Below are 16,705 nucleotides of genomic sequence, written 5' to 3'. Positions count from 1 at the left end.
GGCAGGTGGAACCTGCCTTGTGGTAAGAACGAGAAGGAATCTTGCACCAGTAAGTTCGGGGTTTAAACTAGACCCCTCATCTGCCATCTCGAACGAAGTAAGAAACCTTCTGTCGAATGGGGCGGGTTTAGTAAAGTTACCGCATGGCCCAACAAACTCGAAAAGGTCATAAGATCCTTCGCTTCGCTCTGGATGACAGACGCTGATGTAAAGTAGTGAGGAGTCATTTAAGTGTCCCCGGATGAAATCCGGGGCTATCCAGCCTGGATCTGTCCAGACCGGGTTCATCCAGACCGGAGCTACTCATCCAGACCGGAGCTACTCATATTGAATCCCGCTGGGGTTGTTGTTATAAATAGCCTTACGACAAATAACCCCGGAGGGGTTAAACATGAGTAGCCCCGGATGAAATCCGGGGACACTTAAATGACAGATGTTTGGAGCATTTGTTAAAAAAGAAAAGCTGCCAACTCTTATGCTGATAGCTTTTCTTCGAAGATGTTTTCAAACTAGGAATGCTTTACGAAGCCAGACTAACTTCTTCAGTCTGATACAATTCACTAAGGATAGACAAGACTTCGTTGATTTCTTCAAACGTATTATCCGCTCCGAAGGAGAAACGAACGTTTTCTTTCCCAAAACTGGTGGGAATTTCCTGTAGTACGTGCGAGCCTCCGGCGAGATTGGAACAGGCACTACCACCGGAGACGGCAATGCCGCGAGCATCCAGGGCTTCTACCAATGAGCAGGGGCCGTCGAGAATAGGGAAGGCGACGTTAATTAATCCGGGTAAACTTTCTTCGATGCTTTGACATCGACCATTAAACAAAACCCCGGGAATTTGCCGTTGGATTTCGTCGATGAACTGTTGTTTCAATGAATTCAGATGGGCGATGTTTTGCGTTTGATGGGTTATCGCCAGCTCCAGAGCCTTAGTTAATCCCACAATGCCGGGAATATTTTCGGTTCCTCCGCGTTGCCCCCCTTCCTGTCCGCCGCCGCTGATAAAGGCGGGCAATCGGTGTCCCTGACGGGCAAACAAAAATCCTACGCCTTTAGGACCACGGAATTTATGGGCCGAAGCCGTCGCAAAATCAACCGCATGAAGGTTTACGGGCACTTTACCGATGCTTTGAACGGTATCCGTATGGAAATAAGCTCCGTAGTGTTGAGTTAACGAATGCACTTCTTCCAAATCCAAAAGCGTACCTAGTTCGTTATTGGCATGCATGAGGCTGACGAGTCCGTTGGGATGTTTCTCCAGCCATTGGGTTAAATCAGGAATGGATACCCGACCCTGCTCGTCTAACTGGACGTAATGAACTTGAATAAGCCCCGCCTGTTCCAACTGTTTCAGCGGCAAAAGCACGGCTTTATGTTCAATCTTCGAAGTAAGGACATGGCGGATGTTAAAGTGCTGAATGCTACTTTTTAAAGCAAAATTATCGGCTTCGGTGCCGCCAGAAGTAAAGATAATTTCTTCGGGAGTAATGTTCAGTAAATCAGCAATTTGCCGACGACTCGATTGAATTACTTTTTTCGCTTCCCGGCCCGCCCAATGATTCGAAGAGGCGTTGCCAAAATGTTGCGTAAAATAGGGTATGATGGCTTCCAGAACAGCAGGAGACAAAGCGGTAGTCGCGGAGTTATCTAAATAAATACTCATGGTATAAAAGAGCTGATGAAGGGTGAATGAATGGACACGTAAGGAGCACAGGTATCAAATAAACCTGAGCGATGCTTGGTAATGAAAGTGAATCTCGTGACAAACGAGAGAAAGGCTTAACTCATCAGTAATGAGCAGGCCGATCGGTTCCTTAGATTGGGGAGGAATGACATGGCATATGGGGTTTATAGTTCCTAAAAATGTTAGGCAGGTTAGCACTGATTCCGCGTCGGAAAGTTGCTAAGGATTCGTCGAGCCTGTCTCTCCTCCTTTCTGTATAAGCCCCAACTACCAATGGTAATTGAAGACAATGCAAAGTAAAGTAGTGGAATTTAATAAAACAAATAAAATCTATAGAAATAGTAGATTAATAATACTATTAACACTTCTTGTTGTGCTATTTGTCTGTAAAATAGATGGTTACTAAAATTGTTTTTTCTAAAATTAACTTACTACTAGTAAAATAGTCATTGCTATGATTCATTACGTAGGTTTAGGCAACCGAAAAAACTAGTTACCTATGAAGTCATTGCTGAGAATCATTACGCTTTTCTTCTGTTTTCCGACCTTGGTATTCTCCCAAACAAGTGCATTGGAAAATGCTACGCTACTTCGTGCTAGGGAAGGGTTACCTTTCTTTTTTGAAAAAATAAAAGCTGGAAAGCCGATCATGGTAGGATACCTCGGTGGTAGCATTACCGAAGCCGGAAAAGGCTGGCGGGAGCAGTCACTGAGTTGGTTACAGAAAACCTATCCGCAGGTTCCCTTTCGGCAGATTAATGCGGGAGTTGGCGGAACGGGCTCGGATTTAGGTGTTTTTCGGGTGCAAACTCAGGTGCTCGATCAGAATCCTGATTTGGTTTTCGTAGAATTTGCTGTAAACGATAACGGTAAAAAGCCAGAGCAGATTTACAAAGCCATGGAAGGAATCGTTCGAAAAACCTGGCGGCAAAATCCTCATACCGATCTCTGTTTCGTATACACCTTAACGGCAGATCTGGCCCCAACTTACCAGCAGGGAAAACTGCCAGCTTCGGCTTTAGCCATGGAACAAATTGCGGAATATTATGGAATTCCCAGCATTTGTCTGGGGCTGGAGGTGGCAGCTTTGGCCCAGCAAGGTAAGCTGATTTTCAAAGGCAAACCCGAAGATGCACCGGACAAAATTGTGTTTTCAGTCGATAACGTGCATCCTTATCCCGAAACAGGGCATCGGTTGTATACGGAAGCCCTGGCGAAAGCTTTGAAGCAAATGGCGGACCTGAAAGTAACGCCACAAAAGCGGGTTTTAGCTAAACCTTTCGTGAATGATAACTGGGAAGCGGCCCGTATGATCGCAGTGGATGAATTGAAAAAACAAGGGAACTGGACGACAATTACTCCTAATACGGATTCCGTGACTTTGGCTTTGCAGCAGCGGTTTTCGAGCTTAATAAAATCCAGCACGCCGGGAGATTATCTGGAAGTAAAAATGAAAGGTCTGGCTTGCGGGTTGTATGATGTCATGGGTCCGGGAACGGGTCAGTATAGTATGGAAGTGGATCAGGACTTCAAACAAACCATTGCCCGGTTCGATGCTTATTGTACAGATTATCGCTCGAATTTCTTCGTTGTCCCTACATCGCCGAATCAGACGCATGTGATTCGATTTAAAGTTTCGGACGAAAAAGTGGATAAAGCCGCCATTCTTAAGACCCGAAACCAGGTTATGAATGATCCGTCACGCTTTCAGGAAAATGCCTGTTATGCAGGGAAGTTATTACTGGTGGGTGAAATAGTGCCGTAATGGAAATAACCGTTACATAAGCGAAACGCGAGAGAAGTATTCAAATAAATTCACAAGGAAGTCATTCCTGCTGACATAAGGCTGTCATGGATGGGGTAGACCTTTGGATCCATTCTCACTAAAACGCAAATGGATATGTCTATCAAAATGAACGCCGGAATTATTACTTCCCGCTTAGCCGAGACGAAACGTTTTTATCAGGAAGTTTTTCAGTTTGGGATTACGTTCGAAAACGATTTTTTCGTGCTTATGCATACGCCTGACCGCAAAGCCGAAATCAGCTTTATGTTACCGGAGCATCCTTCGCAACATCCTTTATTTCATCCTGAATTTGACGGTAAAGGTATTTTCCTAACACTGGAAGTGCCTAACGTAGACGAAGCATACGAGAAAATCAAAGATCTGAAGATCCCGATTGTTATTGAGTTGCGAGACGAACCCTGGGGTGACCGTCACTTTGCCTTTACGGATCCCAATGGAATTGGAATTGATGTTGTCACTTATACGCAGTTGAATATATTTTAAATAAAAAACCTCTTCTAAAGCTCAGAAGAGGTTTTTATGGGTGTTTAATCTTTAATGATTCGGAATGTTTGGCTTCGGTCCTTATCGATAAATCGGAGCAGATAGGTTCCGACTGGCAACGGTCGAACATCCATATCGTAAATAGATTCGTCGAAGTACTCTTCTGAAAGCAAACTTCCCGAAATATTATAGAGCTGGATTCGGTAATTACCTCGTTGGCCTACTTTTATTCTAATCCGTTCGGTTACAGGATTTGGGAAAACTTCAATGGCTGTAGAAACTGGATTCTCTACTGAAGTAACCAGTTCAATTCGCAATTGAGAAGGTTCAATGATACGTCCAAGTCCGCAATTGTTAACAACGCTGCTTAATTTGTAAACCATACTCTCTCCTTCTCGATCAAATTTTAGGGTGTCCACTGGAAGTTGCAGATTGAAACTAAGTGAAGAAAATTCATTTTTTAATACCACATACCAAGTGGGATCACCCGTCAACTCAATGGGAACGGATAGTCGCTGTCCGGGAAGAGCATAGGCCGTTTGGGAAAGCAGGCGAGCCGTGGGTTTACTATAAACAGCCAGAGGAATGGGGGAAGCCGCACTGGACGTATTAGGATCAGAGGCTACAACCATGACCCGGTAAGCTGATGCTTTGGGAAAATTCTCCGCAATGGGAACTTTGAATTGCTGATTACCCCAACTGATGGCATTAACCGTTTTGAAGTTGGTTCCCGTTGAATCCGACATTTGAACGGAAAATCGATTATTTGCTGAAAATGACCCCGAAGTTGTGTACGAAATGTATAAAGTATCACCCGAGCAGATTTGACCATAATTGTAGGCATTTGCCGCATTCACTACAGAAATGGAACGCTCGGTAGCTGGGTTAACTATGACTGTTGCAGAGCCCATTCCCCTACCTTTACCACAGCTGTTGGAAATTTCTTTGATGGTATAAGTAGTAGTCTGACTTGGTTTTACAAAGGCATATGTGCTAGAAGAATAAAAAAGGCCAGCAGAATTATCCGATAAGGTGTACGACACCAATTCACCTGTTTGTACAGGACTCAAAAACTGCAATGTAGCGGATTGCCCGGCGTTTATTGTGGTACTGCCCACCAGTCGATAGTCGGGAATAGCCTGAATATAGATGATCGTGGAGGCACGAATGACCGGGTGGGTGGATGATATTTCAAGGGTATAGATGCCAGGTGTAAAATTATGGGAAATGGATAGGGTGAAAGGACTGGAACCACTTGCGGCCGAATCCAGCCTAATGGCTTTTCGGGTATGAATATCAATGAGTGAAAGGACAAAATGGTTGGAGCTTTCGTAGTCACCTAAGATGGAGTATCCTACCTTCAATGTATTGCCTTGGCATATTTCGTAAGTACTTAGTGCATTCAAGCTCAGGCTTGGTTTTACTCGGACGGAGACTTGCCCAGAGGCTATGCCGTAACCGCACTCGTTGGAAACGGAGAGAATTTTATATGTATTACCTTTCTGTACAGTTACCTCGCGGGAGCCAGACGTAACTACTCCATCAGACCAATAAATTTGACCATAATTTGAATTTTTATAGGTAACATCCAGAGTTATATTTTGTCCCGGAGAAACCAAGTGATTTTGGGAAGCTAGTGTAACCTGAGGTGGAATTAAACTATTAAAAAGCAGTGTATCCGAGTAAGTACCCGGGTTAGAGACCATTATGCGGAAAGCTAGAAAGCTAGCAGTGCTGTTATATGGCCATTCAAAATCAAAATAGTCGGCTTGTCGGCTTTGAGCTACATCCACAAAATTCATAGGAGCGTCATGCCGCTCACGTGCACTGACCTGCAAGGTAAACGTCGTATTGGCGTTACTCGTTCCGCGAATCAGAAAAGGAAGCCGGATTTTTCCCTGAAAACAAGGACTTTTCTGGTAATAAGTCGAACGTAAATGCCGGGGCCAACTCACTCTCAGGGAATCCTGGGTGTAAACCGTTACTTTAAACATGGTATTGGGAAGGCTAACGGTACCGCATATATTACTGATGGATTTTAATTGATATGTGGTTGATTTGTAAGGAGTTAAGTCGGCATAAAGCGAATTGTAGACATCATTTGTATAGGTCTTATCATTTTTTCCATCCGAAATGACCATAGATAGAGGAGGATAGGCATTCTTTAGATAGGGACGATAATTGACTGTATGACCAGCGTCTATTTCCCTGGTGAAATTTTCAGACAGCAAGGCTATCTTTCCTGCATTACTGATGGGAAAGGATTGACTGGTTTTTGCTGGTGACGTAGAAATGATACGCACAGATATGCCTCCTTTTTGTAAGAACTCATCAGGAAATGTAAGAGAATAAGTACCTCCCTTGCTAACTGTACCGGCTTCAAATTCCTTATAGGTTGGATAGTCTGAATAATCAGCAGAATACTGAATTTTAAAAACATTTCCCGGCTTAAAGTCCCCGAACGTATCAAAATCAATTGTTAATTTCTGATCGTGGCATGCAAAAAGATGCGGTTTTTTCAGGATTATACCTTGCTCATTGGATTGTTCTACCGTAACTAAACAATCATCTTTTAATGTAGTACTGTAGCAAACATTTTCTACTTTTACGATGGAATACGTACTAGTTTTCTGCATGAAAAAGCTCTGAACTCCTGTATTACTGTTGTCAGATTGAGAACCATCTGAGAACGTTACCCGATTATCCGGGCTACCAAAGGTGACAAAAGAAAGATTGTAGACCTCAGGAACTTTGAGGGTAATACTTTTACTATCGTTCCGAAAACGGGCCGAAGGCTTGCCGTGAATGGGCATTTTGAAAAGCTCCGGGGATTGATAGTCTCCAAAATCCAGCGATACTGCTACATACCTTACTTCCTGTTTATATGAGTCAAGGAAGGAGTTAGGGATAAAACTAACCCAGTTCTGACTGACTGTGCCCTGTATCACGTGAGAGGGCAGACCCGTTCCAGGATTGATATTAAAGCGAACTTTAACTGGACCATCCAGATTATAATTGGACTTAATTCGGAAGCGATAAACTTGTCCTTCGCAAGCTTCTTTACTAGGAATAGAATCAGCGACGACACCTTTAGTTACTGTAATATTAAGTGGATTTCCCTGTATTTTAGCTGCTCCACAACCCGTCTGAACGGAGGAAAGACTATAGGTTTGGTTTTGATATAAAGGACCTGTGTGTTTAACCAGAAATGAATTTTCTGTCTTTAAAGAATAATAATCTTCATTTACGACTTGAGATCCATCCGAAAGGTTGATTCGGTAAGCGGGAATGCCTTTAATATAAGCTGAAAAATACATTCCAGTACCGTATGGAATAGAGGTAGAATTCATCGTATACAGTTCTGCCGTAGGAGAAGGAGCCACCGTTAACCATAAGTTACTGAAAGGACTTATAGTTATGGGATTACTACTCAGGATTCGTATCGAATAATGGCTTGTAGGAGATTTGCCCGCTAAGGCAGGAACGATAAACTTCAAGGTGCCATTCTCCAACGTCGCCTCCGTATCTATGTATAGATTAGGCATTTCTTCTTCAAAATTTTGCTCAGGAATCAGGCGAATTTTAAAGACATTTCCTGTTGCCCAGTTTCCTCCTTCCTTATTAAAACTTACATAAGCTGTACTGCCTTCGCAGACAGCTAAAGGTGTTATCAGACTAGGATAAATGCTAATGGGATTAATTTTTACGCGTATGAAACCCTTCCCAGTACTGACTCCACAAGTATTCTGAATACTTTTTACGTAGTAACTAACGGGCTTGTCAAACGTCAGTTTTTGCCGCCCAAGTTTGTTGAATAAATCGTAGTCATTATTATAGAAACGAAATTGTAAGGTATCCCGACTGATGCTATCCTGTAAAGTAATGGTCATATGATCACTAGCCATATAAGGAATAGACACCTGCCCATATCGGTTTAACTGTAAGGAATGTTCTCCTAGGAATAAGAGAGGAAAAGCTGCCGACCCTCCATAGTCTGACCAGTTACTGATGAAAGTCGGAGCACTACTGACGGCTCGCAATCGAAAGCTAACATAACTTTTTAAATTACTAAAGGCATTCTGACTTAGCCGAATTCGTAAAGTAGTAGGATTAATGAGCTGAGCTGGAAATTCTGAATATTCATAAGTGCCGTACTCTATGCCGATGCTAAATTGATTCGTGCTGGAAAATGTGCCAGTAATTTTAACCGTAACGTCTATATCACTTCCAAAACAAAGGATAGAAGGAGCTTTTTCAATGGTAATGGACTGAGCATGCAATTGATACACCCCAATCCATAAAAATAGGAAAAATACTAAGGAGAATTTCATAATTTTTAATACGAAAAGTTATAGTGGAAGCGGCTTGCTTAAGAACTAATAAGTAAGTTTCTGGTGGAATGAACGCGATATTTAAAACCTCTTGTGAAGAATTAGCTTTGGCTTGCCAGATTAATTAGCCCGCTTGGTTCAGCAGTTTAATCGTATGGGCGATAAGCTTCCACCGGAAGTTGAAAAGTTAACTACCGCTTTATTGCCTGTACACGATTCAAGTGGGCTTACGGAATTTGTGCGTAGAAAAAATGGGTTAACTTTAATGGAAACAGTCCCGGTCCCGACACCTATACCACACTGATTAGAAACAGATTCTACCCTATAAATTCTGTTTTGGTCCGCAGTAATGAACTCACTTCTACTACTGCTAAGACCGGAATAAGTGGAGACTGTTACCCGAAGCGTATCGTTAGTTAGCTGATCTCTCAACAACGCTGTAATTATACTACTACCAAAGGAAGAAAACTCAAGGGGAACCTGGCTATTCTGGTTAACCTGATGAGAGCGATATTTTAAAGTGACATTAGGTAAGAATGAGGAGTAAAAATAATCGTTACTCCATTCACTAACAGTCGAAGGATTAGTACTCTTAACTCTTAGATACAAGGCTGAAGAAAGCTGGTACTCTTTAAATTCTGAAGGTAAACTTAATCGAAAACTGATTTTTCCATTTGAGTAAGTAGCAGGGATTTGATGAACAGTATTTTTATAATACGTATCACTTAATTCAACAGTAAAGGTGGCAGAAGCGGGAAAGTTACCTTCTAGTGTAACCGGATACTCTATGATAGAGCCAATGCAAAAATTAGAGTTAGGTTTATTTCCAATTAGAATGCGTTCGTTCTGAGCTATAGCCTGATAACTCATCAGGCATAACCATACTCCCCAAAAGAATTTCATAAATTAAATAAAGGACAACCGATAGATAGGTAGTTAGGAAAATTAAATACGGGTCTAATTATGCAATTAAAATCGATAATAATAAGTCTAACAGAATTTTTAACAAAAGTTTGTAATGAATTTATCAAAGTTCAATAGATTGAGCAATCATAGTTGATATCCACTATTTTAATATGAAAAAAGGAGTAAAAGCCATCAATAGGCCTTTACTCCCAGTCAAGATTAATCTATTAAAATTACTTGGGTAAGAACACGCGAAACGTAGAACCCTGCTCTAATTGACTTTTGGCAGTAATGGCACCGCCGTGGTTGGCGGCTACTTTTTCGCAAATGGCTAAGCCCACTCCAGTACCCGCGAATTCAGTCTTGCCGTGTAAACGTTGGAAAACCTGGAAAATTCGCTTCACGTATTTCTCATCGAAACCTATCCCGTTATCAGTAATATCGATGCAGTAGTAATGAGAGGTATGTTTGGTCGGTTTAATAAGAGTCGGTAGCTCGGTATGGTCAATTACCTTTGAATGAACATGGATCTGCGGATAAACGTCGTCCTTACGGAATTTGATGCCATTAGATAACAGGTTCTGAAAAAGCTGATGCAGTTGGGACGCATCTCCCATAACGGTTGGAAGACTCGAAACGTGTATCTGGGCAGAGGCTTCCTGAATGGTAACTTCGAGATCATTGATAACCGTTTGCAGAACCTCATTCAAAGGTACCGGATGGGCTGAAATCTGCTGGGTCGTGATTTGCGAGAAACTCAATAAATCCCGGATCAGCGTGGACATACGTCCCGCTGCGGTTTGCATTCGATCCAGGTAGATGATGCTGTTGCCTAAATCTTCACTATGCTGTAATTTTAATAAGGTACTGAACGACTGTATTTTACGAAGGGGTTCCTGTAAGTCGTGCGAAGCGATGTAGGCAAATTGCTGTAATTGTTCGTTCGACCGTTGTAAATCATACACGGATTCCTGCAATTCTTTCGTTCGTTGCTGTACCTGCTCGTCGAGTTCGTTCGATAAGTCACGATAGCGGGCTTCGCTGGCCTGTAAAGCCCGGTTAATCAATACAATATCCGTTACTTCCGTACAAACTTCCAGCACACCCGTTTGTCGATTACCTTCGTAATAGGGTGACAACAGAAGGTTGAAATAACGAACCTCAAGCATTCCATTTTTTAATAAAGGAATTTCCAGAGCATAGGCCTGATCGGGTTCGCCGGTTTGATAAACTTTCCGACAGCGTTCCACAAAATCCTGCCCTTTTAGTTCGGGCAGGGCTTCCAGCAGGGGTTGACCAATTAAATCATTCTCCCGCTGAATGAGCGAAAGCATGGTTTGATTGATCAGTTCAATGGTTAATTCTTCGCCTTTGACCAGCATCATCGCCACCGGAGCCTGCTGAACGAGGTTACGTAAACGAATTTCGATCTGGCGACGAGACTGATTAAGGTTAATCTGGGCTCTAACCTTGGTCAATAATTCCTGACCCGAGAAAGGCTTGACCAGGTAATCATCTGCTCCGGCTTCCAGTCCGTCGATGCGGGCTTCCTGACCCGCCCGGGCTGAGAGGAAAATCAGCGGAATATGAGCCGTTGATGCATTCTTTTTCAGTTTTTCCAGCAACTCTTTCCCGTCCATGACGGGCATCATGATGTCACTAAGGATCAGGTCTGGCTGTAAGGAGTAACTTAATTTTTCAAGGGCATCGGCTCCGTTGAAAGCGGTATGAATGGTGAAATAAGGCTCTAGTAACCGTGTCAGATACGCTCGCATGTCGGCATTATCATCGACAATCAGAATTTGCGTGTTTTTATCAACGTCGGTTGAGTTCGCTTCTAAACCTTCTCTTGCGGGTTTGTCATCTTCAAGCATGGTGCTGGCTTCCTTCACGAAGGAATCGGCCAGATGACTGATCCCTACGATAGAGCTTTCTTCGACGATCTGATCGGTGGGCAAATGATTTTTACCCAGCGGAATTCGAACGGTGAAGGTAGTTCCCTGACCTTCCACACTGGTTAAGCCGATCGTTCCTCCGTGCAAACGTACGAGTTCATGCACCAGCGAAAGCCCAATTCCGCTGCCTTCGTAGGTACGTCCACCGGCATTTTCCACGCGGTGGAATCGTTCAAACATGTGCGGTAACTCTTTTTCAGGAATACCTACGCCCGTGTCTGTTACGTGTAAAACGGCTTGGTTGCCTTCAGTGGTTAAGACTACGCTGACGCTACCTTCAAGCGTATACTTAAACGCATTAGAGAGCAGGTTCAGAACAATTTTCTCCCACATTTCTGCATCCGCATACACGGGAGCGGGCATGGGGTCCGTATGAACGTCGAACGTTAATCCCGCTCGCTCAATCAGGGATCGGAAACTGCTCGATAAATCGGTAGTTAACGCGACCAGATCAACGGGTCGGTAAGTGGCCTGCACCCGATTTGCTTCAATCCGGCTGAAATCCAGCAGGTTATTGACAAGTTTGAGTAAACGTAACGCATTCCGATGGGTGGCTTCTACGGGAGCTTTGTAAGGGGATTCGAGTACCTTTTCGTCCCTAAGTAACTCTTCCAGCGGACCCAGCATCAGGGTTAAGGGCGTACGGAATTCGTGACTAATGTTGCTAAAAAAAGCCGTTTTAGCCCGATCAATGGCCGCCAGAGCTTCTGCTTTTTTCTGTTCTTCCTGGTAGGCATTAACGTTAGAGAACGCCGTATTAATGGTATTGGCCAGCAGAGCGTAGAAGTTAAGGTAATCCTGATCGATGGCCCGGTGTGGGCTAACCCCGGCTAATAAAAATCCAACGGGTTGTTCTTTCGTGGAAATGAAAATCGGAAGCCGGATCAGGGTGTGCGGAGCAGCCTCATAAGGACCGCCTTCAATAAGACTCAGGCGTTCGGCAACGTTTTCAATTGTCAGCGTTTGTGATAAATCCAGTAACCATTCCGTAGCCGAGAGGTCTAATTCTAATAATTCTTCAGGAAGTTGATAATGGGATTTCAAACCAGTGGTCTGCTTTAAACTAGCTTTTCCTGCTTCAGAATCAAGCTCATAAAAAAGCAAATAGGGCAAATCCAGGCTAAAATCTTCCTGAATGGAGGCAATGCTGCTGTAGATGTCCTCATTTTCTTTTGCCTGGGCCGTTGCGGCGGCTACGTCTCGAAGTACCTGCGTGCGGCGGGCACTCAACATTTTGTCGGTGGTTTCAGTAATGGGGTGAAAGATGCCACCTACCTCGCCGGATTCGTCCCGAATGGGAGCAAACGAAAAAGTCATGAACGATTCTTCCAGATAACCATACCGATCCAGGAACATCCGTTGATCCTTGATGTAAGTCCCTTCGCCCTGTTGGCCCCGGGTAAACTTATCACCTACAACGGGCAGGGCCGTTTCCCAGCAAATCCTGAAATTCTGACCCATGGATTCCGGGTGCTTGGCTCCGCAGATGGGTCTATAGCTATCATTATAAATCTGAATAGTTTCGGGTCCCCAGGCAATTAAAATAGGGAAGGTCGAGGAGAGGCATAAACTCACCGAAGTTCGAAGACTTTGGGGCCAGCTTTCAACGGGTCCCAAAGGCGTTTTCGACCAGTCCATAGACCGGATTAATTGACCCATTTCGCCACCACCGGCTAAAAACTGCTCTGAGGATTCGGTCTCAGTCATAATAATAGTGTCCCTTGAAATTAAATGGAATGGGTGTTAAGTATTAAGAAATGGAAAGGTTCATTTCTTAACTTACAGCTCGTATGTTTAATCGTAATTCCATCAAATTGTTTTAAATCTACCAGAAGGTTATCCCTTATTAATCAAAGTTTTTGTAGAATCGGGTAGGAAATGACTAATAAGTATCTGTTATTATCAATAATCAAAAATTGTTATTATTTATGAAAAGCACCATCCGATTAATCTTTCTTATAGGTTACTGTTTCCTATTCCCAAGCGTATCGGAGGCTCAGCCTTTACCTAAAGGCGTTAGCCGGGTGCTTTTCCTGGGAAATAGCATAACGTACGACGGCAGATATGTGAATGATGTGATCGCTTATGTGCGTATGCATTACCCAAAAAGTAATTATACGTTTATCAATATAGGATTGCCCAGTGAAACGGTTTCGGGTTTGTCTGAGCCCAATCATGCGGATGGAAAATTTCCCCGTCCCGACCTGCACGAACGGCTTGAGCGGGTATTAACTCAAATCAAACCCGATTTGGTTTTTGCCTGCTATGGAATGAATGATGGTATTTATATGCCTTTCGATTCCTCCCGATTCAAGGCTTTTCAGTCGAGAATGGAGTGGTTGCATCAGGAAGTAGAAAAGGCCGGGGCCAGAATCATCCACAGCACACCGCCCTTATACGATGATGGTAGAGGAGGAGCAACGGGTTATGCTCAAGTGTTAGATGATTACTCGGACTGGTTGATTAACCAGCGAGAGCGACAACATTGGGAAGTAATCGACCTCCATTTTCCGATGAAGGCGTTTCTCGAACAACAGAAAAAACGGGATTCTACTTTTTACCTGGCCCAAGATGGCGTACATCCCGGAGCTTTGGGGCATTGGTTAATGGCCAGAGAAATGCTGAGGTACCTCGTGAAAGACGATTCCGAAAAACTAAGCAGAACTGAGTCTTTATCTGAAGCATTAGGCGATAAAAAGAACGCTGATGAACTAGTAAAACTAATAACGGAACAGCAGCAAATAGTAAGGAACGCCTGGCTTTCGGCAACAGGTCACAAACGCCCCGGCTTACCATCCGGGTTACCCCTGGATCAGGCACAAAAACAGGCCAGGAGTCTGGAAAAGAAGATACGAAAGCTGCTGTAATGCACGCCGCTTCGCTCAAAATGACAAAAGGGAGGGTTGTTAATATGGCTCAGTTTATTTTGTCAGCAAGGTAAATAAAAGAGCTTGTCTAGATGCCGGATGAATGATAAAAAGCAGTCGTGTAACTCACGACTGCTTTTTATCATTTGATCTGGAAAACCTAACCTATCGTCAGATTAGAACCCGAACTGAATACCTGTTTGGAAACCCGGTCAAAGGTAAAGTCCAGGCGGCCCAGGTTAATACCTCCAAACCCTACCTGATTGACAATGACGGGTTTGCTATCCAGGTTTTTGTAAGTCTTCGGTTCTGGTAAAAACGTGTGCGTATGACCGCCAATGATTAAATCAATATTACGAGATTGTGCCGCTAGTACCGGATCAATAATCTCCGAAGCGTTGCCTTTAAATCCCAGATGCGAAAGGCAAATGACGAGGCTGCATTTCTCTTCATTACGTAAAAAAGCGGCTACTTCGTTGGCCTTCTGAAGCGGATCAAGATAGACGGTATCGCCGAATAGTTTTGAGGGAATCAAACCTTTGGGCTGAATGCCTAATCCGAAAACACCCACCCGTAAGCCCTTTACTTTGAATAGTTTGTAGGGTTTGACGATATCCTTTAGAGGCGTATTCGTAAAATCATAATTTGCTACCAGTACCGGAAAAGTCGCATGATCACGAATCTGGCGAGCAAATAATTCCATGCCGCCGTCAAAATCGTGATTGCCCATGGTAATGGCATCGTAACCCAGCATGCTTAAGCTCTGCACTTCCGGCTCGCCGTGAAAAAGATTAAAGTAAGGCGTTCCCTGAAAAATATCTCCGGCATCAAAAAGGAGAACGTTCTCTTCCTGCTGACGAATTTGGCTCAGCAACCGGGCCCGGTTTACTACACCGCCCTTACCCGCATTGCGGTCGCCCGGCGGAAAAGGATCGAGGTGACTGTGGGTATCATTGGTATGTAAAATGGTTAATTTAACCGAAGATGCTTCCGTTTCAGCCCAGCTATCAAAGGACGTGCCGCTCAGCATCATAGCTCCGCCCAGGCCCGTAAGCTGGCGAAAAAAATGGCGACGATTTGAGATCATGAAGAGGTGTTTTGAGTTTTGAGTTTAGGGTTTTGTGTTAGGATGAGTGATTCAACTCTAAACACAAAACCCTAAAACCAAGACTTATTTTAACGTCACCCTGCCGTCGATTTGCGGGTTTAGGGTTTCGTGATTTTTGCCTTTTTGTTCAAAATAGTTGCGGATCGCATCCCGCATGAGGTAATGAAGGGGCTCGGATTTTAGGCAGTTTTTCAGGAAAGAAGCACTGTCACCGCCCGTTGCTACGTAATCGCTGACGAGAATGCGATACGTTTTTTGGGGATCAAAAGGTTTGCCCTGAATGAGAATCTCAAGGGGCTTTCGGGTTTCTTTGTCGACCACCAGTCTCATGCCCGATTCTGCATCCTGATGAACAATGGTATAGTCGATGAATTGCCGCATGGTTTCGCCCGAAAGGGTTAGTACAACCAGATCGTTATCGAAAGGCATGATTTCGTAGACGTTACTTAACGTGACGTTACCCTGCGGAATTTCGGCCCGGATGCCGCCACTATTCATTTGGGCTACGTCAATCGGAGCTCCGTAGCGTTTTTGACCTTCTTCGAGAAACAAATCAGCTAATAAATTGCCTAATTCTGATTCAGGACCACCCTTTTGCAAATGTTTAGCCGAAGTAACCAAAACCTGATTCATGGAACGGGCCAGACTATCCTGATAAGGTTTCAGGTAACGGGCAATCGGTTCTGCAGAGCGGGTAGCCTGCATCCGGGCAGTCGTATCCGTAACGGGGATAAGGGCCGAATGAGTAGAATGGGCTGAGTAATACTTAGTGCCGGAACAGGCTGATAATAAGGTTAATCCTAAAAGAAAACCCCAGGAATAGTTGGCCATACGAGTTGCTTGATGAAGTATGGATTTGAATGAAACACGTAAACGGATCATTCTGCTGATGAACTGTTACCAACAAAGGTACGCAGCTTTTGGCCTGAGATGATGAAAGGAAGTTGAAGAGACGGTCTAAAATTTATAATCGCTGGATTTTAATGTAAATCATGGCTTTTGGAGCCTTTGTTCGTCTGCGACGTTCAGCGTTACCAACGCTTTTTCACAAATCCGCGTTGTAAATGCGGATTAACAGGGTTTGGTTTGCCAAGTACATTACGCAAACGTAATAAGGTCCTTCGCTTCGCTCTGGATGACAGGATCTGATGATCAAGTGCCCCCGGATTTCATCCGAGACTATCCAGCCCGGATTTCATCCGGGGCTATTCATAATTTAACCCCGCTGGGGTTTTGTTACAATAGGTGGTTTATGAAGAATAACCCCGGAGGGGTTAAACACGAATAGCCCCGGATGAAATCCGGGGAAACAACAAAAATTTCCCAAACCTACACTTTCCACAAAAACGAGCCTTAAAATGACCTAAAATGAAACTGCCAGCTTTGCGGCTGGCAGTCCTACTAAAAACTTATTTCAAACCCTTCCACTTTTCAATCAGTCGATTAGCGATAATCTCGTACCCTTGATCGGAAGGATGTAAACCGTCGTAGGTTAAGGCAATGGATTCGATGGGGTAAGGGTAATCATCGTTTTTAGCATCAAATGGAATGTCAATGTAAG

9 protein-coding genes and 1 riboswitch are annotated in these 16,705 nt (G+C 43.8%); of the genes, 3 read left to right on the top strand and 6 right to left on the bottom strand.

The features are described from left to right. Positions 1-520: 520 nt before the first annotated feature. Positions 521-1,666, bottom strand: coding sequence for a cysteine desulfurase family protein (locus QE390_RS21850; RefSeq protein WP_307143857.1), 1,146 nt, complete (start codon positions 1,664-1,666; stop codon positions 521-523). Between the two features lie 182 nt (positions 1,667-1,848). Continuing rightward, positions 1,849-1,950: riboswitch (SAM riboswitch) on the bottom strand. A 236-nt stretch (positions 1,951-2,186) separates the two neighbouring features. On the opposite strand from QE390_RS21850, the gene QE390_RS21845 reads away from it, so the two are divergent. Then, entirely contained in the window at positions 2,187-3,452 is a 1,266-nt protein-coding gene (locus tag QE390_RS21845; protein ID WP_307143856.1) for an SGNH/GDSL hydrolase family protein, read from the top strand. A gap of 135 nt (positions 3,453-3,587) precedes the next feature. Next, complete coding sequence (locus QE390_RS21840; protein ID WP_307143855.1) at positions 3,588-3,977, top strand: VOC family protein; 390 nt, start codon at positions 3,588-3,590, stop codon at positions 3,975-3,977. 44 nt (positions 3,978-4,021) lie between these two features. Here the strand turns inward: QE390_RS21840 and QE390_RS21835 are convergent, their stop codons facing one another. The 3 genes from QE390_RS21835 to QE390_RS21825 all read right to left on the bottom strand — a co-directional run bounded on the left by QE390_RS21835 (position 4,022) and on the right by QE390_RS21825 (position 12,876). Then, a complete protein-coding gene (locus tag QE390_RS21835) occupies positions 4,022-8,308 on the bottom strand; it encodes a T9SS type A sorting domain-containing protein (protein WP_307143854.1) in 4,287 nt (1,428 codons plus the stop codon). Between the two features lie 138 nt (positions 8,309-8,446). Then, positions 8,447-9,211: a hypothetical protein gene (locus QE390_RS21830; protein ID WP_307143853.1), complete on the bottom strand. Its 765-nt coding sequence runs from the start codon at positions 9,209-9,211 to the stop codon at positions 8,447-8,449. Between the two features lie 236 nt (positions 9,212-9,447). After that, positions 9,448-12,876 (bottom strand): ATP-binding protein, encoded by a 3,429-nt coding sequence (locus QE390_RS21825; RefSeq protein WP_307143852.1) that lies wholly within the window; start codon positions 12,874-12,876, stop codon positions 9,448-9,450. Between the two features lie 221 nt (positions 12,877-13,097). Here QE390_RS21825 and QE390_RS21820 point away from each other — a divergent pair, with 221 nt between their 5' ends. Next, on the top strand, positions 13,098-14,036 hold the full coding sequence (locus QE390_RS21820; protein WP_307143851.1) for an SGNH/GDSL hydrolase family protein: 939 nt from the start codon (positions 13,098-13,100) through the stop codon (positions 14,034-14,036). A gap of 160 nt (positions 14,037-14,196) precedes the next feature. Here QE390_RS21820 and QE390_RS21815 read toward each other — a convergent pair whose 3' ends face one another. Together QE390_RS21815 and QE390_RS21810 are read right to left on the bottom strand one after the other, a co-directional pair. Further along, positions 14,197-15,123 carry a bifunctional UDP-sugar hydrolase/5'-nucleotidase gene (locus QE390_RS21815; protein ID WP_307143850.1) on the bottom strand — a complete coding sequence of 309 codons (927 nt, stop codon included), beginning with the start codon at positions 15,121-15,123 and terminating at the stop codon, positions 14,197-14,199. An 84-nt stretch (positions 15,124-15,207) separates the two neighbouring features. Next, positions 15,208-15,975 (bottom strand): 5'-nucleotidase C-terminal domain-containing protein, encoded by a 768-nt coding sequence (locus tag QE390_RS21810; RefSeq protein WP_307143849.1) that lies wholly within the window; start codon positions 15,973-15,975, stop codon positions 15,208-15,210. Positions 15,976-16,705 lie beyond the last annotated feature (730 nt).

This window comes from Siphonobacter sp. SORGH_AS_1065, from assembly GCF_030818595.1.
GTDB lineage: Bacteria > Bacteroidota > Bacteroidia > Cytophagales > Spirosomataceae > Siphonobacter.
This window is presented reverse-complemented; position numbering and strand designations above follow the sequence as displayed.

Coding starts and splice junctions, on each gene's coding strand:
- QE390_RS21850 (WP_307143857.1), bottom strand. CDS start 1,666: ATGAGTATTTATTTAGATAACTCCGCGACTACCGCTTTGTCTCCTGCT.
- QE390_RS21845 (WP_307143856.1), top strand. CDS start 2,187: ATGAAGTCATTGCTGAGAATCATTACGCTTTTCTTCTGTTTTCCGACC.
- QE390_RS21840 (WP_307143855.1), top strand. CDS start 3,588: ATGTCTATCAAAATGAACGCCGGAATTATTACTTCCCGCTTAGCCGAG.
- QE390_RS21835 (WP_307143854.1), bottom strand. CDS start 8,308: ATGAAATTCTCCTTAGTATTTTTCCTATTTTTATGGATTGGGGTGTAT.
- QE390_RS21830 (WP_307143853.1), bottom strand. CDS start 9,211: ATGAAATTCTTTTGGGGAGTATGGTTATGCCTGATGAGTTATCAGGCT.
- QE390_RS21825 (WP_307143852.1), bottom strand. CDS start 12,876: ATGACTGAGACCGAATCCTCAGAGCAGTTTTTAGCCGGTGGTGGCGAA.
- QE390_RS21820 (WP_307143851.1), top strand. CDS start 13,098: ATGAAAAGCACCATCCGATTAATCTTTCTTATAGGTTACTGTTTCCTA.
- QE390_RS21815 (WP_307143850.1), bottom strand. CDS start 15,123: ATGATCTCAAATCGTCGCCATTTTTTTCGCCAGCTTACGGGCCTGGGC.
- QE390_RS21810 (WP_307143849.1), bottom strand. CDS start 15,975: ATGGCCAACTATTCCTGGGGTTTTCTTTTAGGATTAACCTTATTATCA.